This is a genomic window from Crenothrix polyspora, assembly GCF_900163755.1.
In the GTDB taxonomy this organism is placed as follows: domain Bacteria; phylum Pseudomonadota; class Gammaproteobacteria; order Methylococcales; family Methylomonadaceae; genus Crenothrix; species Crenothrix polyspora.
Map to the genome: position 1 here is coordinate 1 of NZ_FUKI01000001.1, position 24,025 is coordinate 24,025.

General features: G+C 39.8%; 17 protein-coding genes. 1 reads left to right on the forward strand and 16 read right to left on the reverse strand.

Translation table 11 applies throughout. The features are described 5' to 3' along the window. Positions 1-300 precede the first annotated feature (300 nt). Complete coding sequence (locus CRENPOLYSF2_RS18675) at positions 301-459, forward strand: hypothetical protein (RefSeq protein ID WP_176370973.1); 159 nt, start codon at positions 301-303, stop codon at positions 457-459. 549 nt (positions 460-1,008) lie between these two features. Here CRENPOLYSF2_RS18675 and CRENPOLYSF2_RS00010 read toward each other — a convergent pair. The 16 genes from CRENPOLYSF2_RS00010 to CRENPOLYSF2_RS00085 form a co-directional block, all read right to left on the reverse strand. Next, positions 1,009-1,974, reverse strand: a complete 966-nt coding sequence (locus CRENPOLYSF2_RS00010) for a DHH family phosphoesterase (protein ID WP_087141926.1) — start codon at positions 1,972-1,974, stop codon at positions 1,009-1,011. A gap of 8 nt (positions 1,975-1,982) precedes the next feature. Next, positions 1,983-2,597 (reverse strand): adenylyl-sulfate kinase, encoded by a 615-nt coding sequence (gene cysC / locus CRENPOLYSF2_RS00015; RefSeq protein ID WP_087141927.1) that lies wholly within the window; start codon positions 2,595-2,597, stop codon positions 1,983-1,985. 38 nt (positions 2,598-2,635) lie between these two features. Continuing rightward, entirely contained in the window at positions 2,636-4,156 is a 1,521-nt protein-coding gene (locus CRENPOLYSF2_RS00020) for a glycosyltransferase (protein ID WP_140396748.1), read from the reverse strand. Next, positions 4,153-5,637, reverse strand: coding sequence for a DUF1796 family putative cysteine peptidase (locus tag CRENPOLYSF2_RS00025; RefSeq protein WP_087141929.1), 1,485 nt, complete (start codon positions 5,635-5,637; stop codon positions 4,153-4,155). Before CRENPOLYSF2_RS00025 ends, CRENPOLYSF2_RS00020 begins: the two co-directional genes overlap by 4 nt. Positions 5,638-5,751: 114 nt before the next feature. Further along, positions 5,752-6,798 (reverse strand): RpnC/YadD family protein, encoded by a 1,047-nt coding sequence (locus CRENPOLYSF2_RS00030; RefSeq protein ID WP_087141930.1) that lies wholly within the window; start codon positions 6,796-6,798, stop codon positions 5,752-5,754. Positions 6,799-6,834: 36 nt separating this feature from the next. Then, positions 6,835-7,869 (reverse strand): RpnC/YadD family protein, encoded by a 1,035-nt coding sequence (locus CRENPOLYSF2_RS00035; protein WP_087141931.1) that lies wholly within the window; start codon positions 7,867-7,869, stop codon positions 6,835-6,837. Between the two features lie 119 nt (positions 7,870-7,988). Next, on the reverse strand, positions 7,989-8,912 hold the full coding sequence (locus tag CRENPOLYSF2_RS00040; RefSeq protein WP_087141932.1) for a GDP-mannose 4,6-dehydratase: 924 nt from the start codon (positions 8,910-8,912) through the stop codon (positions 7,989-7,991). Between the two features lie 6 nt (positions 8,913-8,918). Further along, a complete protein-coding gene (locus CRENPOLYSF2_RS00045; protein ID WP_176370975.1) occupies positions 8,919-9,329 on the reverse strand; it encodes a hypothetical protein in 411 nt (136 codons plus the stop codon). A gap of 34 nt (positions 9,330-9,363) precedes the next feature. Then, entirely contained in the window at positions 9,364-10,395 is a 1,032-nt protein-coding gene (gene gmd / locus CRENPOLYSF2_RS00050; RefSeq protein WP_087141934.1) for a GDP-mannose 4,6-dehydratase, read from the reverse strand. A 195-nt stretch (positions 10,396-10,590) separates the two neighbouring features. Next, entirely contained in the window at positions 10,591-11,850 is a 1,260-nt protein-coding gene (locus CRENPOLYSF2_RS00055) for a sulfotransferase family protein (RefSeq protein WP_087141935.1), read from the reverse strand. A gap of 502 nt (positions 11,851-12,352) precedes the next feature. Beyond that, on the reverse strand, positions 12,353-13,150 hold the full coding sequence (locus CRENPOLYSF2_RS00060) for a class I SAM-dependent methyltransferase (protein ID WP_087141936.1): 798 nt from the start codon (positions 13,148-13,150) through the stop codon (positions 12,353-12,355). Then, on the reverse strand, positions 13,147-17,172 hold the full coding sequence (locus CRENPOLYSF2_RS00065) for a glycosyltransferase (protein ID WP_087141937.1): 4,026 nt from the start codon (positions 17,170-17,172) through the stop codon (positions 13,147-13,149). Before CRENPOLYSF2_RS00065 ends, CRENPOLYSF2_RS00060 begins: the two co-directional genes overlap by 4 nt. After that, the gene (locus tag CRENPOLYSF2_RS00070; RefSeq protein ID WP_087141938.1) at positions 17,172-17,549 is read right to left on the reverse strand and encodes a hypothetical protein; all 378 of its coding nucleotides are present in this window, start codon (positions 17,547-17,549) and stop codon (positions 17,172-17,174) included. The genes CRENPOLYSF2_RS00065 and CRENPOLYSF2_RS00070 overlap by 1 nt, the downstream gene beginning before the upstream one ends. Continuing rightward, the gene (locus CRENPOLYSF2_RS00075; protein WP_087141939.1) at positions 17,546-18,952 is read right to left on the reverse strand and encodes a hypothetical protein; all 1,407 of its coding nucleotides are present in this window, start codon (positions 18,950-18,952) and stop codon (positions 17,546-17,548) included. Before CRENPOLYSF2_RS00075 ends, CRENPOLYSF2_RS00070 begins: the two co-directional genes overlap by 4 nt. Positions 18,953-19,021: 69 nt before the next feature. Then, positions 19,022-20,959, reverse strand: a complete 1,938-nt coding sequence (locus tag CRENPOLYSF2_RS00080) for a coiled-coil domain-containing protein (protein WP_087141940.1) — start codon at positions 20,957-20,959, stop codon at positions 19,022-19,024. Beyond that, positions 20,956-23,994 carry a coiled-coil domain-containing protein gene (locus CRENPOLYSF2_RS00085; RefSeq protein WP_087141941.1) on the reverse strand — a complete coding sequence of 1,013 codons (3,039 nt, stop codon included), beginning with the start codon at positions 23,992-23,994 and terminating at the stop codon, positions 20,956-20,958. The genes CRENPOLYSF2_RS00080 and CRENPOLYSF2_RS00085 overlap by 4 nt, the downstream gene beginning before the upstream one ends. Positions 23,995-24,025 lie beyond the last annotated feature (31 nt).

The following is a 24,025-nucleotide window of genomic DNA, read 5'->3' on the forward strand; positions in this document are numbered from 1 at the left end:
TTTTTATTGCTGACCAGCTTAATACTCATAAGTCCGCATCGCTGGTGGAATGGGTTGCTAAAGCCGACATTCCGCACCCCTAAATAAAAATTCAGCATTTAAGCAACATATTGATATTTAATGAATTTTAGTATTTTAGACTTTCGAGTTAAAACAAGAAAAATTCATCTCTCGTTTGTTTTTTGTTAAATATAAGCTGATATAAATGACTTTGAAAATACGCCAAAAATTCAACAAGTTTATAACATACTGAAATTATTAAATTAAATTTAATCATAAAATTATGAATAGGGGTGCGGAATGTCGGCTAAAGAGTGCGGAGTGAAAGATAAATTGGGCGAGAAAGGCAAGACCGGTATTTTAAAGGATATGACAACAAGGGCTGACTTTTTGCAAAATGAGGGCCACAGGATCCGTTTTATTTACACACCCAAACCGACATTCCGCACCCCTAAATAAAAATTCAGCATTTAAGCAACATATTGATATTTAATGAATTTTAGTATTTTAGACTTTCGAGTTAAAACAAGAAAAATTCATCTCTCGTTTGTTTTTTGTTAAATATAAGCTGATATAAATGACTTTGAAAATACGCCAAAAATTCAACAAGTTTATAACATACTGAAATTATTAAATTAAATTTAATCATAAAATTATGAATAGGGGTGCGGAATGTCGGCCCAAACATTGTTCGTGGCTCAACCAGGTTGAAATCTGGTTTGGCATTTTATCGCGACGATTACTGAGGCGCGGCCAATTCCAGTCAACCGAAGAACTGAAGGAGCGGATTTTAAAGTTTATTGCATATTTCAATGAAACATTAGCCAAACCTTTTCGCTGGACCTATATCGGCAAGCCTCTGATGGTGTGAGGTTAATCCCGTTGACTTTCGATTTGATGTACTAGCTTTACACAAATATTGCCGTGTTTGCATCAAATATAGCCCGCGTCTGATGTATCAGGTTTAGAAAACTAACGTACAGCGTTTTTATTCTCGATTGCTAAATTTCACTTCAACGTTGCGTAAAATACCTCAAATTGTTGAATAAACGCATCCACTTGATCACTGGGCAAATGGTTGATACCGGCTGCCGCCTGCCGTCCTCCACCGGAAACAAAGCGGCTACACAAGACATCCGCGCCAACTTTATTAGCTAATGGCGCGCGCAGGCTAACTTGGTAATCTCCGCCTTCGCGCGGTACCAAAATGGCATTCGCCTTATTCGGATGTAAATTGGCAAGCTGATTGCCAAATACCCCGTTGACACGCCTAGCCCAAGGACTATCGGGCAACATAAACACGTTGACGGCAGGGCTTGCAAAAAACGACTTAACCGTTTGTGCTTTACCAATGTCCTCGTAATAACCTGTTTCTAATTGGTTAAAAATAAAACGGTTGCCAGTAATAAACTCAAGCGGGGATTGAAAACTGGCCATTTCTTGGTAAAGCTGCGCTGGCGCAAAATGTAAATCAGCCAGCTTAGCAGCGTAACTGTTGTAATTTACATAAATACCTAAGTTTTCTAGTTGCTGTAATTCAGCAGGGTTTATGGTTAAAGATGTCGCCAATTGTTCGGCAGAGTGGCGCAAATTATCGCCGAATGCCGCAACTATCGCCCACAGCGGGTATTTTCCGTGTAAATAGCGATTGACCAGCAAGCTGGTAGAGATGTTGGGATCGGTATCAATCAAGGTAAACAAATGAGGGTGCTGGGCAATTTCACCGGCTTGGTGGTGATCGACGTAAAAAATATGCGCCCCTTGGGACAAAAATTTATCTACGCTGTGCCGGTTTTTTTGCAGGGAAATATCCAATACAGTCAGTTGGTCGCCAGCATTGACAGTCACGTTATCCAACAATTGTATATCTCGCTTCACCCCGGTTATTAACTGTGACGGCAAAGGGTTATGCAAGCGCAATTGGATTAGGGCGCAAATACCGTCGGCATCGCCGTTAAAAATATCAAAATACATGACGTGAGTTACTCTTTGGCAGCACTAGCCACCACGCCGCGCTCACGTAGCATGGCTATGACCAGCTCAACGGATTGTTCTAGGTCAAGTTGCGTGGTATCAATGACCAGTTCCGGTGCATCAGGCTCTTCGTAAGGTGAGGAAATACCCGTAAAATCTTTGATTTCGCCTGCGCGGGCACGTTTGTACAAGCCTTTTACATCGCGTTCTTCACACACAGCAACGGGGCAACGGCAATAAATTTCCACAAAATCGGCATGCGGCAGTAATGCACGTACCCGTTCGCGGTCGGCGCGAAACGGAGAAATGAACGCGGTCAACGAAATGACCCCAGCCTCTAGCAAAAGTTTAGCCACCTCACCCACTCGGCGGATGTTTTCCGTGCGGGCTTCCGCAGAAAAACCCAGATCGGCGCATAACCCGTGGCGAACATTGTCACCGTCCAGCACGTAAGTTTGGCAATCCATGTGATACAAGCGCTCTTCCACCGCATGTGCCAGCGTGGATTTCCCTGCACCCGATAGTCCCGTAAACCATAGAACGATGCCTCGATGGTGGTTTTTTTGCTCGCGACGTAAACGGGTTACGGTGGCTTTATGCCACAGTACATTTGAAGAAGCCATGTTTTTTCCAGGTTTTTTATTAAGGTTTGTTATCAGCGTCAGTCTGATCGCCGAGTAACCATCTTTTCTATGCAATGTAATCTTGAGCGGTAGCGTAAACCAATTTCCTGTGCAGAAAATTGTGGCCAGTTATTTTCAAATACAGTGCCAATTTGAATGGGGTTAGTGACAAAATTGCGCATCAGTTCAGCGGCATGGTTAATATCGACATCAGCCCACAGCTGGCCTTTACCGTATGGATACTGATTTTTTTTAATTTTTACTAATTGATAACGCACTAAATTAACTTGTGCGGATGATTTGCAAAAATCCACATTACCCGAATAACCTGTTGTTATCACATGCAAACCCAGTTGCAAAGCCTCGGCAATACCACGGCCAAAACCTTCGGCTCTGTGCAGTGATACAAAACAGTCACAGGATTGATACAGTAGTAATAAATCGGGGCGAGAGAGTGTTATTTCGATGATATGAATACGCTTATCCGCTTTTGCCAAAGCCTTTAATTTTTCCCAAATAGCGTGTCGTTTAGCGGGTTTATGCACTTTAATAACTAAGCCCACCTGATCTTTTGAAAATTCATCCATAGGGAATGCTTGTAAAAAAGCATCTACACAGGCCTGTGGATTTTTGCGATGAATAGAAGAGTTCAGATCAAATGAAAAGCAAAATAATTTTGCCGTAACTGGCAAACAATAATGCTGCCTCGCCAGTATCTGTGAAGAAAATTTCGTCACTTCACCCAGCTCTACCGCCATTGGCATAATAAAAACAGGAACATCTGAAACAGCCGCCAAGGCATCGTAGGTATGTTGTGTGGAAACCCACACTTCATTCACTAAACGGGTTAAATCTTGCCACTCTGTTGGCCACTGCGACAACTCCCAAGGCCAATAGCCAATGTTGTAACGCCCTTGTATTTGCGTTTTACCCCGTTCTGCGTAATAGCGTCCATGTTCCAGAGCGGTCATGCAAAAAAGATTATACGCATACTCCCCTGTCTTAGAGACATAAGCCGCCATGCTATGATCATTTTGCGGAATTTCTTTACCTGGTGCGAAATTGAGCAGTGTAAAAGGTATTTTTGCAGACTGTAGAGCGCGAGCCGCCATACGCAAGTCTTCACCAATGCCTAATTGGCCATAAACATAGCCAATCAGATTGACCCCCCATTTTCGCTGATTGAAACTTTGGTATCGTTTTTTTTGCTTTTGCAGAAAGGGTGCTAAACCATGCTCAGCAATACCGTGGCGCTCAAACCAACCTTCAATTGCGTTTATTCCTTCTGCCAATGGATAAACGGCCTGCACATCGGGTCTTGTTGCATATACCAAGGCTAAAAGGCGTTTAAGCTGAGTTTGGCTATCAATCTCACTAAGAAACGCCCTTAAGTCATCATCTTCAATTAAAGATTGGTATTCGCGTGTACCACTGGTAACTAGCCACGATAAAAATTCAAGTCGATTAGAAGCATTTCGTTCGGGAAAAAGCTTACAGAGATCGGGGCGTAAACGCAGAATTAAAGACATAATCCACGGGCAGATGTCTTGTTCGCTCAATGGCGTCCCTCTTTGCGACCGTGTAACTCAAAATGCTGCCTGCCAGAAGCAAAGCGTCCTTGTTGTATGGCGGTAATGACATCGGGATAACGTTCTAAATAACTCGCTTCATCAAAACTGTCGTCAGTAATGACTGCCACGGTTGCTTGACGAGGATGGCGTAGCACATTAAAATTTTTTAAAATTTCAGATAACAGTTGATTATCTATTTCATTGACAAACTCAACACCGTTGGATGGGCAACTAACGCTAATTTCCAATACCGCAAAGTTATCACAATGATAAACAAGACAAGTTGAAGTCATTAAATTGTGTGTAACAATGTCTGGTTTAACAACAAGCTGCAACAACAAAACTGAATAGCCTGTACCAAAATTATTCAAAGCATCCATTATGGGTAAATAGCGACTCAGTTGAAATGATTCTTGCGAAATCATCACCAGTAAAGGGGGGTTAGGATTTGCCATTGCACCCCGAAAACGCTGCACCGCTCGTAAAAAATAGCCATAATCTTGGGGCTGATTTGGGGAGTGGTGATTAAAGAAATAACGAATACCAAAGTGTTCACGATAAAAACGATGTTCGCACAGGTTGGCTTCAGTTTGCATACGCTGCTCTATCGGTACGGGTTCGTACTGTACAGCATCTAAAAACAGTGTGAAATTATCGCGTAATATGTGCGTGGTGGCTTCTGGGTAAGAAAAAATCCAATCAAACGGCCCTGCAAAGGCACGGTAGTCCATGTCTCTTAACAATTTGGCGGCATGACAAAAACTGCCCAAAGATATGGCCTGAGAAAAAATGCGTCCTGCCCATGAGGGAACCAAGCAATGATTGGGTGCGGCACAATTATTATGCAATCGCGAATAAGCTAGCACGGTATCAATAAAACCGATACGATCGGGCAGTTGTCTGAGGGCTTTTAGCCAATAATCAAAGTCAACGGCTGTTGTTAAGGTTTCATCTAAAGAACCTAGCAAAACAGTCAAGCTACGCTTAAAAAAAACACTTGGCTGGCAAATAAAGCAATTATTAGCAAATTCAGCCAGTGGGTTTTCTGGTAATAGCATGGTGCAATGATTGATGATATTACCCGCCACATCCATTTGTACACCACGGCCATAAACCATTAGCCAGTGCGGATTAGTTAAAAAAGCATTGACTGCCAGCTCAACTGAATCGACGGTATAAAGATCGTCAGCGTTTAACCAACCAATAATTGTGCCTCGCGTTTGGCGCAGCGCCTTATTTAAAACCCTGGCTGGAACTACCTCGGATTCAGAAAACCAGCGTAGCCGATTGTCTTCAGCCTGTTTTTTCGCTAGCCAGTTAATGCTGCCATCAATTGAGCCACAATCAGCCACAATTAATTCAAGGTTGGTGTAGTTTTGTGACAATACACTTTCTACAGCCGCCATAATAAAAGTCTTCTGATTTGAAGAAGGCATCACTACAGAAATTAAAGGCTCGCCATGAATCATCGTTTAGACGGTATCTGATGATTAAAAAATCCGTTGGCACGGCGCTTGATAACAAAACTCAGGCCGCAGTGCCAACTGGCGAATAACATTCACTCCATTTTTTTCGCCCATACATCAATGGTCTTCGAAAACGGCCAAAAGCGTCGGGGCATCCAAAATGCGGTCAGTCCAGAGTTCAAGTTGTCTCAGGGTAGCCGTTTTCAAACGCAGTTGATATTCTTCGGTAAGCAAACCAAAACGTTTGGTCAATAAGCGTTCCAGTACAGCGGCTTCGCCTTCAAGTTTACCTTCAAGTTTACCTTCAAGTTTACCTTCAAGTTTACCTTCAAGTTTACCTTCAAGCTTGCCTTCAAGCTTACCTTCAAGCTTGCCTTGTTGCAGGCCACGTTGTACGGCCAATCGTTCGACACTAGTAACATAGGGCATTTTTGTTTCTCCTTCAATAATTTCAATATCTTGCCATAGTTTCTGTTCAAGTTCTTCAGGCAATCGCATCATCCAATCGAGAACGGCAAAAAAATCGAGGATGCGTTGCTTCTCCCAGTCATGGCGATAAAGCAGGCGTACCAATGTGCGCTTGGCTTGGTAGCGGGCTTGGGGGTCGCGCTTGGTTTGTCGCGTTTGCAAATGGGCGGCAGTAACCAATGCAAAAGGGTTAAAGCCGGTTTCAAGTTGCCCAGTTTGATCCGCATAATCAAGCAGTTTAACGACTGGAAATTTCAGGGTATGCAAACAACCGAGGATCTCAAAACCATAATGGTCTGGCCTCCAGTTATCTTCATCATCGGCCAGTACGGCAAGGCTGGCTATGGGGCAGGCATAACGGTCGAAAAGTCGATAGTTGTAGGTAAACATGCGTTTGGCGAAATCAACATCGCGTTGTCCTTGGATTTCAATGTGAATGTAAATCCATCGTTGCTCGCCACCAACCAGGGTTATTTGCACGAGAGCATCGGCGAAGCGTTTACCTAATTCGGCATCACGCACAACTTGCCGCAGTTCGGTGTTTTTGAATTCGTGGCCGCACGCCCAATCGATCTGGGTATGTGCGTCTGGAAAGTAAAATGCCATGAATTCGGGGAAGGCGTGTTCGAGCACGATTTTCCAAGGGCTGTCATAATCATCGGCGACGTTTTCGTCTTGGGGCTGTAATCTGGTCATCGGCTTTCAATTTTCATATTTATTTTTACCCATACATCAATGGTCTTCGAAAACGGCCAAAAGCGTCGGAGCATCCAAAATGCGGTCAGTCCAGAGTTCAAGTTGTCTCAGGGTAGCCGTTTTCAAACGCAGTTGATATTCTTCGGTAAGCAAACCAAAACGTTTGGTCAATAAGCGTTCCAGTACAGCGGCTTCGCCTTCAAGTTTACCTTCAAGTTTACCTTCAAGTTTACCTTCAAGTTTACCTTCAAGCTTGCCTTCAAGCTTACCTTCAAGCTTGCCTTGTTGCAGGCCACGTTGTACGGCCAATCGTTCGACACTAGTAACATAGGGCATTTTTGTTTCTCCTTCAATAATTTCAATATCTTGCCATAGTTTCTGTTCAAGTTCTTCAGGCAATCGCATCATCCAATCGAGAACGGCAAAGAAATCGAGGATGCGTTGCTTCTCCCAGTCATGGCGATAAAGCAGGCGTACCAATGTGCGCTTGGCTTGGTAGCGGGCTTGGGGGTCGCGCTTGGTTTGTCGTGTTTGCAAATGGGCGGCAGTAACCAATGCAAACGGGTTAAAGCCGGTTTCAAGTTGCCCAGTTTGATCCGCATAATCAAGCAGTTTAACGACCGGAAATTTCAGGGTATGCAAACAACCGAGGATCTCAAAACCATAATGGTCTGGCCTCCAGTTATCTTCATCATCGGCCAGTACGGCAAGGCTGGCTATGGGGCAGGCATAACGGTCGAAAAGTCGATAGTTGTAGGTAAACATGCGTTTGGCGAAATCGGCATCGCGTTGCCCTTGGATTTCAATGTGAATGTAAATCCATCGTTGCTCGCCACCAACCAGGGTTATTTGCACGAGAGCATCGGCGAAGCGTTTACCTAATTCGGCATCACGCACAACTTGCCGCAGTTCGGTGTTCTTGAATTCATGGCCGCACGCCCAATCGATCTGGGTATGTGCGTCTGGAAAGTAAAATGCCATGAATTCGGGAAAGGCGTGTTCGAGCACGATTTTCCAAGGGCTGTCATAATCATCGGCGACGTTTTCGTCTTGGGGCTGTAATCTGGTCATCAGCTTTCAATCCAGGTTGGACAAACAGGCGGCTATACTGCCATCCCTATTTGTTTTTCGGTTTTGTGAGAAGTTTTTATTGCAAGTCACCATAAATGCAATTTTCTCTGGTTTGATTATCAGCAACCTTTATTAGCTCTTGCCACGGCTTCGTCAAACATCCAGCGTAAGGTCGTTTCTAGTGGGATGTCTTCAATTGATCCCATAATATTTTCTAACTGTTTTCGATCTCCTTGCAATATTTTTACTTCATTAGCCCTGACAAAATCAGGATTAACACGAACTTCAATGTTATATCCTGATATTTTATTCATTAAGTTAATGACTTCTAGAAGAGTATATGATTTTCCACTGCAAACGTTGAAAATATCACTGATTGATTTAGGGGTTTCTAATAATCTCTTGTAAATAGACGCAACTGTCCTCACATCCGAAAAATCACGAGCAACTTCTAAATTTCCAAGCTCAATAACGGCCTTATGTTTGGCGTAATGTTCAACAATTTTAGGTATTAAAAAATGTTCAGCTTGACCGGCACCGGTATAATTAAAAGGACGGACAATCGTAATAGGTAACCGCGATTTATATAATTGTGCTACATATTCCATGGCCACTTTGCTAACGGCATAATCATTAGCAGGTGCAAACGGTGTTGTTTCTGCCAATAATCCACCCTGAGCATTACCATAGACATTGGCACTGCTCGCTAATAATACTGCTTTTATTGAGTCGCCTGCCGTCACTAAGGCTTCAAGCAAACAACGTGTTCCTAATACATTGGTGCGATAAATTGCGTCAATATCACCATGAGCAACAAAAGTGATCGCCGCCAGATGTACCACAACATCAGGTTGTACTGTTTGAATAATCCGTACTATTTGACCAGTATCATTTAAATCCCCAGTATAAATTGATTTAACCCCTGCTATTTCAGCAGTATTACTATGCGAAATACCAAAAACTTCATAACCTGATTTTTGTAATTCTATAGCGAGATAGCGACCGGTAAAACCATTAATACCCGTAATTAATGCTTTTGTCATAATATTTTATTTCAACTGCTTGGGTTTTATGTTTTTAACCCAAGGCGGATTTACTTTTATTCTGATCTTTACTGTTTTAAACCCTTTATTTTCAAACCAAGCTACACCTTCTTTAACTAGCGTTAGCACTATAAAGTAAATTCCGGCCTTCTGAGGGGCGGCTACTTTTATTTCTGTTATGAGCGATTGACCGGGAAATATTGATTTAATTAACTTGGTGCGTAAACCATCAAAAATATGCATTTCTCCGGATTTTTTTGACCAGTGATACGATAAGTTACACGGATTTATACCATCCGATGCCCATTCATCTGCACTGTCATTAAATATTTCAACTTTAATTGTTATTTCTTCCGAAGAAGTAATAGTAGATATAGGTTTTAATACTTTTAATTTACCGGCATATCCCATATTCATATATTTCTCGTTAATTACAGTATTTCTTAATAAATTAAAATGAAAAACCCAATTCATTTCTTCTAATATCGGCTTCTACCATCATTTGGCAAAGCTGCTCTAAAGATGTTTTTGCTTCCCAACCTAATTCTTTTTTAGCTTTTTCTGGATTACCAATTAATAATTCAACTTCAGTAGGTCGATAAAATTTTGGATTGACGCGCACTAGCGTTTTTCCACTTGCCGCCTCTATAGCCACTTCATTTTCTGCATGACCTTGCCAAGCCAAATCAAAGCCTGCTGCTTTGGCGGCCATTGTCACAAAATCACGTACTGTTTCAGTACGGTTGGTGGCTAAAATGTAAGTATCTGGATTATCAACCTGTAACATACGCCACATGCCTTCAATGTATTCTTTGGCAAAGCCCCAGTCACGTTTGGCATCCATATTACCTAGCTCTAAAGTGTCCAATTGTCCCAGTTTTATTTTTGCCATGCTATCGGTAATTTTACGAGTGACAAATTCACGGCCACGCAATGGTGACTCATGATTAAATAAAATACCGCTGGTTGCAAATATATCGTAGGATTCACGATAATTAATGGTCATCCAGTGGGCATATAATTTAGCCACACCATAAGGGCTGCGTGGGTAAAACGGTGTGCTTTCAATTTGGGGAATGGCTTGTACTTTACCAAACATTTCTGAGGTGCTGGCTTGATAAAATCGAATTTTCGGGTTGACAATACGAATGGCTTCCAGCAAATTCAATGCGCCTTTACCGGTAATATCTAAAGTAGTCATGGGCTGATCAAAAGAAACTCCCACAAAACTTTGTGCAGCTAAGTTATAAACTTCTGTTGCTTCTGTGCTTTGTAATAAACGAATACTTGCTGATAGATCAGTAAGATCATATTCGACTAAATGCAAATTAGTATGCGTATGAATATTTAGTTCTTCTATGCGCCAGAAATTGACTGAGCTAGTACGGCGATAGGTTCCGTAAACTGTATAGCCTTTGTTTAATAAAAATTCGGCAAGATAAGCTCCATCTTGCCCAGTTATGCCTGTAATTATCGCATTCATATTATTCATTTTTTGATTTTTTGATTTTTTGATTTTTTGATTTTTTGATTTAAATTATTACTTATTATTTTCTAAAAAAATTGAAATTTTGGTAATGGTATATTATTTTAAATACCATAGTTCAACGCGAGGAGAAAAAAACTTATACTTCTGTAAATACTCCTAAAACTATAGTGTTAGTAGGCCAAATAAAAACTAATTAAAGTAAGAGTTAAGAATATAGAAATCTTCTTTCGAAACCCAATCAGTTGGATTTATTTTATTATTAATTAGATGATCCCCTAATATTTGCCCTTGGTTTTCATTACCTAAAAAAGGCTCATCAAGTGCTTTAATTAGTTTAAATAGATCACATTCTAAAAAAATTGCAAAATCATTCAATAGTATTGGATCTCTCGAAACAAATTTTTCATAATCTAAAAAAAAAATTCGCTCACTATTTTCGTTAACACATTGCTTATAAGCTGTTAAATATTCTTCATAATAAGGTATAAAGTCTCGACTAGACATTAATAGCCATTTATTTTCTGTCTGTTTAACTTGTTCATCAGTTAATCCAATTAATCTTTTTTTAATAGATGCAAATATTTCTAATGGGTCTCTTTTACAAAAAACAATTTTTGAATTATCAAATACATCAAAAATAACACGCCAATAAAAAATATGATCAGGTGTTTTATCAATTAATATGTTGCAATCATAATAATTTACTACGAAGCTATAGTATTTTTCTACTAATTCTCTAATACTATCTTTATTAAAGTCACCTTCTAAACAATTTAGAATGTAATTGAAAGCATGAACTTGATCAGAATTACCACCTAAAAATGAAAGAGCGCTCTCTTCATGAAATTTGTTTTTTTGATTATCAAACAAATAAACCAAAAAAAATGACTCTAGTAACGACTGTATTTTACTAGTGAATATTGAATTTAAAATTTTATATACAATCGTTGTTCCAGATCTAGGAACACCTGTCACAAAAATTTGTCTGAAATCATTATTAATTTGAAAGCCAAATATGTTTTTAATCTCATCGGAATAATCAATAAGTTTTGACCTAAAATATGCTTTATCAAGCCATAAACTTATAAGTTCAAAATCACCGTGGTTTTTTGTTTTGAAGGTTAAGAGTCTATCATTATATATTGCATGTGAATCAATTGTAAAACTTCTAACGAAATGCTCGTCTATAACGCGATCTTCTATCCATGAAGCGACAGGAATACCGTTAAAACTCACATCTATATCGCTCAAACATTTACAAGAAATATTTAAAGTTATATTATCTCTAGTTGTATCAATATGAGGAAGCCTTATTGAACAACAATTACTTGAGTTTTTTACTCCCCAAGTTTCTGGAGAAGACCAACCTTCGTATAGACATAAACTTCCATAATTACCTATTCCAAAAATAAGCTCTCTGTAATTATTATCGTTATTATATTGATTCATAATATTTTGGATTTATCTTAAATATGATATTTCTATTTTACCTGATAAGATACTATTTCCGTATTATCAGTTTATATTTTCCGCCGTATGAAAAAAAATCTCTTTTATCAGGATAAGTCTTCCTTAATAATTTAATGTGATCATCAGGCAATGTGTTATACATACAGCGTTTTCACAATTCAATAGTTACAGCGTAACCTTCTTAAGTTGAAAACGCTGTAATCTCCATGCAATCAATCTGAAATTGGCCGTCTTCAAAAATTCTTATGGAGTCATCGTAAAAAAATATACTGATTATTTAGGTATCATATAACCATTTGATAAAACTATAATTATACTAAATTGAGGTCAATATATTTTTGATTTTTAAGTGTATCATAAAATATTTAATTATATTCGATGAAGTACAAATTTATATTTGTACTCCACTGCTAATAATAAATATTATTTACCTGATGTGAAAACGCTGTAAGAGCAATAATATTTTTTTAAAAAAAAATTGTTAATTTTTTTGTAAAATAAAATACATTCCTCGCGTGCTAAGAGATTCTTTTGAATATCCTAAAGCAAGACACATATTAAAATTTTTATGATCTATATTAGTATCATCAGCAAAACCTGCCCATTTGACATGGGCTAATATTTTAAGCCCGTATTTTTCAACTTGTGAAAAAATATTTAAATAATAATCTAGCTTTAAGCGATTCATTCCATAAGTAAAATCAGAAATATCCTGTTTACTTGCTCCAGCTGTATGCATTTGATTAATAAAGTCTTCATCATTTAAAATTAAATGTGCCCAAGGAGATTTTACGAGATGACTAAAATGACTGCCAGTATCGGCCGTCCAAATTGGATCGAAAGTTAAATATATATAGCCACCAGGCTTCAAAACTCTAGCACATTCGGAAAGAGCCATTGCAGGATCTGGTATATGCTCAAAAGCATTAAACGAACTGATAAAATCAAAATAATTATTTTTGTAAATCATATTCATGGCATCAACAACATGAAACTCGACACGATCAATTAGAAAACTTGATTCGTACCGTTTGAATTTATCAGCAAGTAGCTTTACAAACTCTCCACCATACCTTTGCTGATTATCGCAAATATCAGCACATAAGACTTTTAATGCTTTATGCGCTATAAATCCTGCTTGAATTCCTCCGCCGCCACCTACATCTAAAGTAATTAATCCATTAAGATCAATAGCTATTTTATGATTAACGAAACGAGTTAGCATTTCTTGAACATCATTTTGATGATGAAAAAATATGGATTTTTCATCGCAACTCATCGCATTACCTCCCTACATTTTTTAATAAAATCTATTGAAATATTATCCCAAGCGTATCTATTTACTATTTTTTTTCCAGCTTCACCCAGTTTATCGCCAAATTTTTTTTCATTAACTAATCTGTTCATTGCTAAACCTAGAGTCTGTGTTGTAACTAATAATGCATTTTCTTCATGAATAGCTAAATCTTGGAAAGCTGAACAACTAGAATTTACAATCACTGGACGACCTGCTTGCCAAGCTTCAAGTAAAACAATTCCAAAACTTTCACTTGTACTCATATTAATTAATCCGATACATGACATTAATGCACCTTTTACTACATTCCTTGGCTGTCGCCCTAAGTGAGTTGCATAACTAGATTTTATTGGAATACCATCATCATCTGGGCCAATTAAAATGAGATGAATATTTTGATTAGTGGCGAGTTTTTCAATTTCTTTTATTATGTCTAAATAGCCTTTAGCTGGTGCTTTACGCCCAAGAACAAGAAAAAAAGGTTCGGATCGCATGTGCACAAGTCTAAATGCCAATTCATCTTCAGTGGAAAAAACTTCTGAAATATCAATGCCTGCTGGTAGATATGCCACATTTTTTACACCAATTTGTTCATAAAATTGACAAGCAGCTTTTGGGGCGGCCAATACCATACTAGCATCGCGAGCACTTTGATGAAGATCAGAAAAATGATAATAATCATCGTCAAGATGAGCATGAGGAATTAGAATTGAAGAGATATTCGCTTTTTTGGCCGCTGAAATTGCCTTAATGGCAGGTAAAAAAACATTATTATGTGTTACTACTATATCGTAATCTTTAGTAAATTTTTCCAGAAATAGCTCTAAATCTGGTGAGTGGGGACCTCTAATATCGGTTAGATTTACATCATATCTACCCCGCGACATACGGGCAGCAGATTCCATTTGTAAATAAGTTTCAAGCCCATTTTCTCCTGGTGGCTTCACAACTGATGGTGCTCTAAGATCTAATTCTTTTTCATTTAGAAAAATGTGCCTAACTAACATTCCTAAAGGTCTTGAATCAGCTAAAGAACACGTATTTTTCGCTGATACATAAAAGCTAATGGTGCTTGTTTCTGCTTTAAAGTAAATCTCAAAATAAGAACTAATATCGCAGTGAAGCAACTCTTCTCCTACGGTATTACATACTCGCAATACTGATGCCTGTGAAACATAACCCAATATTTTTACAGATGAGTTTTCGTTTAAATGGAGACCACATTCGGTGAATCCCCATCTAATAGGTAATTCGGTAGTTCCCTCTGGCTCTCCCCAACCCCATGCCAAACCTGAATCTTTTATATTGGATTTAATGATTTTATAGAGCTGCTTTTCGAATTCCGATTGTGCTCTCCAAGCCAACGCCAGTTTCTCATTTTTTAAGCAACTGTCTACTTCTACGATAGGAAATCGCATAAATCTTACGTTTTTCAAGCCAATTGGAGCCCCAATTTCAGAATCATAGTTATATCGACCAGAAAAACGTTGATTTTCTCCTATTGTGCATACTTCTGGAGCGATAACATCGACAGTAAATTCATTAGAATTACCTATCCCAGAAATCAACGATAAAAGCATTGATTCCGCACCACCTAAAATTGGTGAAGTGTAGCGATAAGTAACAAATAGCATGCGTTTCTTTGGCTTTTCGAGACTCTTTAAGTGTTCGACGAACTGTACTGCTAAAGAAGACATAGACAAATGCTTAAAAAATACCGATTTTCGCTCTTTACGCTTTATTTCACCTTCTATTTGTGGATTATCTAATACATTAAGTACAGTATTAGCAAACAAATCTTGATTTGTAATAGTAACGAAAGGTTTAACGGTATCAGGGTAACCTCTAACGCCAAAAGGAGTAGAAACAACGTGTAAACCATTTGCAAGAAAATCCGCAAGTTTTATATTGGAGCCACTTCCAGAAAACATCGGATTAACTGCAATTTTGCAACTTTGCAACACAGCAGATTTCATTGAGTCACTTAAAACACCCCAAATTTTTACATTTGTAGGGATATTTTGAGGTAAGGCATTACAAACCGAACCAACTATGTGAAATTCAACGTCATTACAATCAACTGCCAAAGTTTCAACAATAAATTTTGCAGCGTCTACATTTGGCATATGCGCTGAACCCAAAAACACTACTGATCTTTGTGAATTAATTAACTTACTTACAACATTCAGATCTGCACGTTTAGGTAGCATTGGCGCTCCAGCACCATTAGGCACTACTACAATGGGTGCAACGGCATTCATGCCTTTTGTGAAATTGCAGGCATCTTCAGAAGAAACTGCTATAACTAGAGCAGAGGATGAGACGCATAAATGCTCAGCGTAACGCATGTCTTCAAGTAAGATGTCTTTATCGGGATGCCATTCCAACAATGATTTTTTTAAACCATATTCAAAATTTTGTGATGAATAAACAAATCTATCCTTAAAATGATCCGGAAGTGAAACCATATAGGGATGCTCACACAACACAATTCGAGCATATTGCCTGAGTACTTTATATACCTTATTAAGAATATTATTAGAGCCAGTATGACGAAAAGCTACAATGTCATTTACCGAAACATGAAATCTAGAATTAAAATATTTTTCTTCTTCAATATGTGCTGTTGTTTTAGGAATACGAATACATTTAATGCGCTCCGTAATATCTGCCACTTCAATAGTTGTGCCCTCTGAAAAGCACAATACAACGACATCCGACCATTCGGCTATTGCTGTATAAATACCTTGCAAACGTGTTGCACCTCCACCTACTACATGAAATGGATCGTAGTCATTCAACGATACAACGTATGATTTGGAAGCATTTAAAAGAGCATGTTTCTCGAATAATTCACCAATAAGATTGTGAAATTTATTAGTGATAGACATCCAAGAATAGTATTTAAAAGCAAACTTCCTGGCTGACAACCCTAATTCTAATAATAATTTTGATTCATTAATGTGTGATTTAAGCACGCTAGGGAAGTCTTCTGCCTCTGATAATAGACAATCTTTTCCATCTTGAAAATCAAATCCTCTCATTCCTATATGTGTAGATAACACAGGAACACCATGCGCTACAAAATCAAGAATTTTAAGGCTAGAGCCACTGCCTGATAACATTGGATTAATAGCTATATCGGCAGATGAAATCAGAGACGATTTAACTTTTGCATCTACTAACCCATGTCTAATAACATTATTTGGGTAATTACCGGGAATCAAACAGTTACCGATCAAGTCAAATATAATTTCAGAACAGGCTGGAGCAATAATTTTTACAATATATTCAGCTGCCTGAACATTAGGTAAATGTCCGCTACCAATAAACACAGCTCTTTTTATAATGTTCGGTAATTTTGTATTTTGAACAGCAATACTGGTCATTCCGTTTGGAATAAATAAAGTTTGAGGCAATGTTCTTGAAAGCGTTTTTTCAAATGCAGCTAAATCATCTGCTCCACAATAGGTAACTAAAGAAGCTGACTTAAGTAATCTTACTTCAATATCGCAAACAATATCTTGGATTTTATTTGAAGAGGATGAGGCGTGTAGTTTTTTGTACAGTTCGTATTCGCAGTTATATGAATTGTATATTCTTGGTTTGTTATCTAGTTGATTGAATAGATCGTAGTAAAGTGTAAAAGGAGAATCATGGATTATTATGTCTGAAATTGGATACTGTTCCAAATACACGTTATGCATTTTTGTAAAAAACTTTCCGGAAGCTGCAATACAAGGGCCTGATAAATCTCCCTCTCCTGCATGCACACTAAGTTTTTGCCATTGCTCTACAAAATGAGAATCTTTTGGTATTCTTTTCTCTGCAAAATTATTTGTATGCCATATTGTTTCAATATCTGAATCTAAGTGCCCAGAACTTAACAAAGTGATATTGAAAAATCGACTTAACTCGAAATAGAAATTAAATAATCTAACTTCACCGCCACTTTTTGGAGGCACAAAGGCAGGAAAAAAACTAAATACCAGTAAGTTTTTCATTATCGATTCCCTCGAATATATTCGCGACCCAATTCTTCTAAAGGAGTTTTTATATTTCTATGTGCATTAAAATAAAAATCAGGCTCTACATTAATTTTATTTTTAGTGGAATGTAAAGGAATATCTAATAGATTAGAGCCTGATTGATTATTATATTTCCAACGAGTTTGGTCTTCTGAAGAACTTGTAAGTACAGCAAGGAATTCAGCGGCGCTTAATCCATCAATAATTTTTTTGGTTTGATAATTTAACTCGCCATCATCTATTTTACGACCGAGTATTGAATAGCAAGCTAAACGAACAAAACGCTCATTATGATATCTGCGTAAATTATCTAATGAGGCAAATTTTTGTATATCTGAAGAATTAAAACTCATAAAATATAACATTCGGTGGGAATTAAAATATCGGGTGTAGATGGATCATTTTGGCTATCCAAAACCTCTGGTATAGGTTTTAACAAAAATTCACCAAACACATCAAGATTACGCCGTAAAAAACTGATTTCAAGCACTTGTGGTATGGATACGCCTTCAACCAAACTAACCCCTGCAAAATTATTTGCGTGCCAATGCACGGGTACATGATGAGTTATTAATTTATTAATAGCCTGATGAACACCTTCAAAAAACACTGGGTCAACTAATCTATCAAGCCAATGAATTTCGCACACAATAATATCGAAATAAGCCAGTAAATTAGAATCAGTTGTAGCTAGGGTGGCATACTCATCACCCTCAATATCAAACTTTAATAGTGCTCTACCAGGCGATATTGATTTAAAGCGAGAAAATAAAGCATTAAAATCGAGAAAGTCGCCTTCGGTATGCCTTCCCCAGCCTTTTTTTTCAAACACAAATTTCGGATGAGAAATAGGTGGAGCATCAACAGTATGGTCAAATTGCAATACCTTTATGCCGTGGTTAGCCAACTCAAGATCAAAACTAACGTTATCACCAATACCAATCGATATTGCGCTATCGCACTGTAGTACACAATCGGGTACTACATAACCGCCATCATGGTCTCCACCAATACGCACCTTTTTCCTGGTTCGCATCACACGCGGAGACATTGACTTCATTAATGCCAGTATTTTTTGCTGACCTGAAAACGTGGCTGTCTGTCGCGTATCTGTACTTTGTTGCCCCAAAAGCGGCATAGATTGAGATATTAAGCCTAACCGTGTTAGTTCCTGTTGGGTTCTAACTTGATGTATCAACTTTAGGTCACCATTAATGCCTTTTACTGAACATTGAAAGTGATTTAAGGCACGTTTTTCATCACCGCCAAGCAAGGTAGCAGCCCGACCCAAGGTGTTATGCACTCCTGCTATCAACAACTGTGCAATCAGTTTTTTATCACAGCCCCATTCTTTAGCGAGCTTAAGATATTGGCGTGCGGCTATAAAGTCATTGAGCTGTTGCCAAGCACACGACACCAATAACGCAAGTTTGGCTCGCTCTGGATGGTGTTCGATATCAGAAACATTGATTTGGGTAAGACTTTCCCAGTCGCCAAACTGCCACTGTGTACGCGCTTTTTCCAATAGGTTTTCATCGTGAGACAACGCTTGGGATGGCTGAATGGTTACAGGTGCATTACCTTCAATCAAAATCGAATTCGAGACAAATTCGGAAACTATTTTAGTTAATTCACTCACATGCCAATGCAAATGTACGTGTTTTGGTGATGTTGTTTCTGCGATATTGTGTGGTGTAAGCGTGGCTTTCTGAAACTTGTTACTGAGATTATGTAGCCACTGTTTTACCGGTAACATATTATTTACACTCCACAAAACAGTCTTGCTGAATCAAGGATTGCGTAACTATTGAATAATGCAATTTGATCATAAAGCGGGATCACGTAACAAAAGATCTTTGATGAGATCAATTTGAGCTTCGGCTCTCAATAACTCTTCTTGTAAGAATTCATGCCGCGTATGACTACTAGTATTTTCTTCTTCAAGTCTATAGAGGTGTTGTTGTTTTTCTTCTAACTGCTGCAAAGTTTGAATATGCTCGTGGCTAATCTGTTCAATCTGTTGCTGACGTTCACTCGCAAGCTGAGTTTGATTGTCACGCTCACCTGTTAGCTGGTTGATGTGAGCTTGACGTTCTTCGGCTAATTTATTCTTGGCATCACGATCTTGCGCCAATTGTTCAAGCTGTTGCTGCCGTTCGCTGGCAAGTTGGGCTTGGTTGTCACGTTCCCCGCTCAACTGATTAATCTGTGCCTGACGTTCACTCGCAAGCTGAGTTTGATTATCTCGCTCACCTGTTAGCTGATTGATGTGAGCTTGACGCTCTTCGGCTAGTTTAGCCTTGACATCACGATCTTGCGCCAATTGTTGAATCTGCTGCTGACGCTCACTGGCAAGCTGGGCTTGGTTATCACGCTCACCTGTTAGCTGGTTGATGTATGCTTGACGCTCTTCGGCTAATTTATTCTTAGCATCACGATCTTGCGCCAATTGTTCAATCTGCTGCTGACGTTCGCTGGCAAGTTGAGCTTGCTGGTCTCGTTCACCACTCAATTGATTAATCTGTGCCTGACGCTCACTCGCAAGCTGAGTTTGATTATCTCGCTCACCTGTTAGCTGATTGATGTGAGCTTGACGCTCTTCGGCTAATTTATTCTTAGCATCACGGTCTTGAGCCACCTGTTCCAGCTGTTGCTGACGTTCGCTGGCAAGTTGGGCTTGCTGGTCTCGTTCACCACTCAATTGATTAATCTGTGCCTGACATTCACTCGCGAGCTGAGCTTGATTATCTCGCTCACCTGTTAGCTGGTTGATGTGAGCTTGACGCTCTTCAACTAATTTATTCTTGGCATCACGATCTTGCGCCAATTGTTCAATCTGCTGCTGACGTTCGGCGGCAAGCTGAATTTGATTATCTCGCTCACCTGTTAGCTGATTGATGTACGCTTGACGTTCTTCGGCTAATTTATTCTTGGCATCACGATCTTGCGCCAATTGTTCAATCTGCTGCTGACGTTCGGTTGCAATATTGGCTTGAAAAGACAGCTCTTCAGCTAATTGTTCATTCTGAGCTTCGCGATATTCGACAAGTCGAATAGTCGCCACCCGCTCAGTAATCAAACTAGAGCAAATCTTGTTCAAGTCATCTAGTTTTGCAGGCCAATCCCTCAAGAATAAAACCGACGCAAAAGCGGGGTGGTTTTCTTCAACGCTCAATATGCGTTTAAAACCTTTTTTAGTAAGATAGTCTTCCAGCGGTTCAACACCATACTCAGCCAAAGCCGTATCAGGTTGCAATATTGCTCTGACCCAAATAACGTTAATGGTATCCAGCAGTTTCTGGCTACCTTTCAGAATCTCTAAGGCTGGCAAGCAATCCACACAAAGCCAGTCATAAGCTCTGGCCAAAGCGTCGGTTTCCTGCAAAAACGAGTCCAGGCTACGTGTTTGCAGTGTTTGCACATCGGTTGCGACAAGATTTGGCCAAAAGTTATTGAATAACACAGGTGCGCAAAGTCCGCTTTCCTGAGTATTATTGGCGATGTGAAATAAAGACTCACCATCTTCAGATGCCAATACAACGTGATACGTCTGCCATTCAGGATAATTCTGCAACTTGGCCGTTATCGACTGTAATTGCTGTAAATTGGCATCAAGCAACAATGCCTTTTTAACATCGGCATGTCGCCATAATTGCATTGGCCCAGTGCCGGCACCAATACCAATATGAATAACACCTTGCGGTGGCATTAGCCAGGGCAATGCGTGAGCCAAAGCCGCTGCACTTACTTCATTGAGTGTCATGCTGCAATCACCTCAATATCACATGAGGATTCTATGCCTAATTCAATTGACCTAGCGTTGATAGTCGCAATAGTACCTTGAACGAGCGACTGCCAATCTTGCCAAGAGCGGTTAATCGCAATCTTTTGCATTTCAAGATCTGCCAAAAATAATGGCAAATACGAAATAAGCGCTAGCAGCAATGACTGGTCTGCAGCTGAAAGACTATTCCAGAAATGAATATCTATCGCTTGCGTTTTAATCTCGCAACGCAACTCCATTTTTAAACCGTAATCATCTTCAATATCAGGCTGCCAGTTCTCGAACAGTGGCAAGCCGGTCTCCGGTTGCGGGAACTCCAGTTTAGGGTGACTGGAAAAGCCTTTCTTTTTAACAAGCGCAGCGCTTAAACGAAATTCAATGCTAGGCCACTGTTTACCCTTATAGTGTAAATTGCTGACATGCAACCACAGATGTTCATAATCCGGATTGACCTGCTCGCGCTTTAGCCTAACCTGGTCATAGCGAAGACAATCGCTGTCTTCTTGCAAAGCCTGGCTCAGTTGAGTTAACGCTTGTTGCCAGATGGCAGGGTTAAATTTTCTATTATCCTCAGATAATTGAAAATCACCTTGCTGCAACGCATGACCCAATGTTTGGCTCAGCGCTTGCAAAAATTGCCAGTCGCTGGTGGATAAATGCGCCAATCCTGAAACGGCTTTAGTAGGTTTTACAGGGATAACTAGCGTTGTTTCATCAGCCGATTCAACAGGCCAGCGTAGCAGTGGATTCGGTAACTGAACATCTGGGCGTTCAATAATGATGGCGGCATTTTCATCTTTGACTTGGACACGCAAGCTGTATTGTTCAATGTGGCGCGAGGCATGATAAACATCCGTTGCCGTCAGGACAATTTCCTGTAACTCTTTTCCAAAAGCTGGAACAATCTGCAACCCCGCCATATCTACAAAATTTGGCCAGCGACCGAGAACCCGCGTTAAACGCTGATTGGTTTGTTCTCGAAGTTTTTGTTCTTGCAGGTGTTGCAGAAAATAATACTCTAGCTCCTCTTGAACCTGATGCAATTGTAGAAGCAATAATTCGTTTTCCTGCCTTACGTCAGTTGTAATTCTTATATAACTATCACGTTCCTGTTCAAGCTGATTGATATGTGCTTGGCGGTTTTCCACTAGCTGGTTCTGAGTATTTCGTTCTTGAACCAACTGTTCAAGCTGTTGCTGGCGCTCGGCGGCAATCCTGGCTTGGCTGTCGAGTTCACCGCCCAGCTGGTTGATCTGTACTTGGCAGTTTTCGGCTAGCTGGCTTTGGGCATCACGCTCTTGCACTAACTGCTCAACCTGCTGCTGACGCTCAGCGGCAATCCTGGCTTGGCTATTAAGTTCACCACCCAGCTGGTTGATCTGTACTTGGCGGTTTTCGGCTAGTTGGCTTTGGACATTACGCTCTTGAGCCAAGTGTTCAATCTGCTGCTGACGCTCAGCGGCAATCCTGGCTTGGCTATTAAGTTCACCACCCAGCTGGTTAATCTGTACTTGGCGGTTTTCGGCTAGCTGACTTTGGGCATCACGCTCTCGCACTAACTGTTCAATCTGCTGCTGGCGCTCGGTAGCAATCCTGGCCTGATTGTCGCGTTCACCGCCCAACTGGTTGATGTGTTGTTGACGTTCTTCGGCTAACTTTCGTTCGTTGGTCAAATTAGCATCATTGGCCTTAAGCTCATTTTCCAGCGTAAGATTTTTAAGGAAATATTGTTCCAGCTCTTCTTGAACCTGATGTAATTGTAAAAGGATTAATTCGTTTTCCTGTCTTACATCAGTAGCGATTTTTACATGGTTGTCACGTTGCTGTTCAAGCTGGTTGATCTGCGCCTGGCAGTTCTCCACCTTGTCGCTTTGGGCATCACGCTCTTGTACTAACTGTTCAATATGCTGCTGGCGCTCGGCGGCAATCCTGGCCTGGTTGTCGCGTTCGCTGCTGAGCTGGTTGATGAGCGTTTGAGATTCTTTCGCTAAATTTTTCTCCTTAATTAAATTAACACTCAAGGTATTAAGGTCGTTTTTGAGAGAATTATTTTTAACGAGCAAGGCTTCTTGATGTGTTTCTTGTATTTTCTGCTGGTGTAAAAACTGCAATTCATTTTGTTTTATACGAGCCTGAAACTCAATTTCTTGTTGTTCCATTTGTGCATTACACACAAACACCTGCGTAAGCTGCTCATCTCGTGCCTTGCTCATTGCCTCAAGGGCAAGCTCAGCACCCTGCATAACGCTACGCAGCTCAGTGATCGCATCCGGAATCTGCATGATTTGATCATACGAATTCGAGCGCTCTACAGTCGGTAATACAGTCAAACTTACTTTAATTTCTTCCCATAACCCCAGTGCTTCTGGAAATCTTTGCAGTGCTTGTTTAGCAAGTAAGCTGGCAAGTGGATTAAAAAATGCAGCAGGTTGCGCCTGAGATTCAGGGTCTATTGCGCTGTCATCTAGTTCCAAGCTGAATAATCTACTGGCCGTTTCAATTAACAGTGCAGGATCATTATTGATCCGTTCCAAATCAACCAATAAGCAACGCTGTTGGTTACGCAAATAAAATCGTAGCAACTCCCGCTCATAGACAAGCCAAGTGGCTATGGTATTGTCAAGTGAAAAGGGTATTTGCTCATCTATTTGGCTGATTGCCTGTGCAAGTGCTTGCTCTGGACTAACGTGGACGAGTATAAAACAAATTTCCGGATCGAAATCACGCCAGAAATCGAGTAACCACAGGCTACGACTGTCTGCCCAACCCCACGGCTCTTGCCCCCAATTAGCCATAAATATTTCACTAACTGACTGCTCCCACGCTTTACCTAATTGAACTTGTCGATACTCATGAGACCGCTTACCAGAGAAAATTTTATCGTGCCAACTGCCGATCGTAAGATCCGTGTTATTTTCAGTACTCAAGGCATTTTTTATACCGAGTTTTTGTAAATTGGGGAATAACTGTCCACTATCAATCCAAGGACTTCCCGTTAAAATAACTGTATTCATTATTATTCAGCTCCAGAAAATAAATGCACAC

Bases quoted from the DNA above. Each gene is read 5' to 3' on its own strand.
- CRENPOLYSF2_RS00035 (WP_087141931.1), bottom strand. From the start codon at position 7,869: ATGACCAGATTACAGCCCCAAGACGAAAACGTCGCCGATGATTATGAC.
- CRENPOLYSF2_RS00045 (WP_176370975.1), bottom strand. From the start codon at position 9,329: ATGAATATGGGATATGCCGGTAAATTAAAAGTATTAAAACCTATATCT.
- CRENPOLYSF2_RS00030 (WP_087141930.1), bottom strand. From the start codon at position 6,798: ATGACCAGATTACAGCCCCAAGACGAAAACGTCGCCGATGATTATGAC.
- CRENPOLYSF2_RS00065 (WP_087141937.1), bottom strand. From the start codon at position 17,172: ATGAAAAACTTACTGGTATTTAGTTTTTTTCCTGCCTTTGTGCCTCCA.
- CRENPOLYSF2_RS00080 (WP_087141940.1), bottom strand. From the start codon at position 20,959: ATGACACTCAATGAAGTAAGTGCAGCGGCTTTGGCTCACGCATTGCCC.
- CRENPOLYSF2_RS00025 (WP_087141929.1), bottom strand. From the start codon at position 5,637: ATGATTCATGGCGAGCCTTTAATTTCTGTAGTGATGCCTTCTTCAAAT.
- CRENPOLYSF2_RS00075 (WP_087141939.1), bottom strand. From the start codon at position 18,952: ATGTTACCGGTAAAACAGTGGCTACATAATCTCAGTAACAAGTTTCAG.
- cysC (WP_087141927.1), bottom strand. From the start codon at position 2,597: ATGGCTTCTTCAAATGTACTGTGGCATAAAGCCACCGTAACCCGTTTA.
- CRENPOLYSF2_RS00070 (WP_087141938.1), bottom strand. From the start codon at position 17,549: ATGAGTTTTAATTCTTCAGATATACAAAAATTTGCCTCATTAGATAAT.
- gmd (WP_087141934.1), bottom strand. From the start codon at position 10,395: ATGAATGCGATAATTACAGGCATAACTGGGCAAGATGGAGCTTATCTT.
- CRENPOLYSF2_RS18675 (WP_176370973.1), top strand. From the start codon at position 301: ATGTCGGCTAAAGAGTGCGGAGTGAAAGATAAATTGGGCGAGAAAGGC.
- CRENPOLYSF2_RS00055 (WP_087141935.1), bottom strand. From the start codon at position 11,850: ATGAATCAATATAATAACGATAATAATTACAGAGAGCTTATTTTTGGA.
- CRENPOLYSF2_RS00010 (WP_087141926.1), bottom strand. From the start codon at position 1,974: ATGTATTTTGATATTTTTAACGGCGATGCCGACGGTATTTGCGCCCTA.
- CRENPOLYSF2_RS00060 (WP_087141936.1), bottom strand. From the start codon at position 13,150: ATGAGTTGCGATGAAAAATCCATATTTTTTCATCATCAAAATGATGTT.
- CRENPOLYSF2_RS00040 (WP_087141932.1), bottom strand. From the start codon at position 8,912: ATGACAAAAGCATTAATTACGGGTATTAATGGTTTTACCGGTCGCTAT.
- CRENPOLYSF2_RS00085 (WP_087141941.1), bottom strand. From the start codon at position 23,994: ATGAATACAGTTATTTTAACGGGAAGTCCTTGGATTGATAGTGGACAG.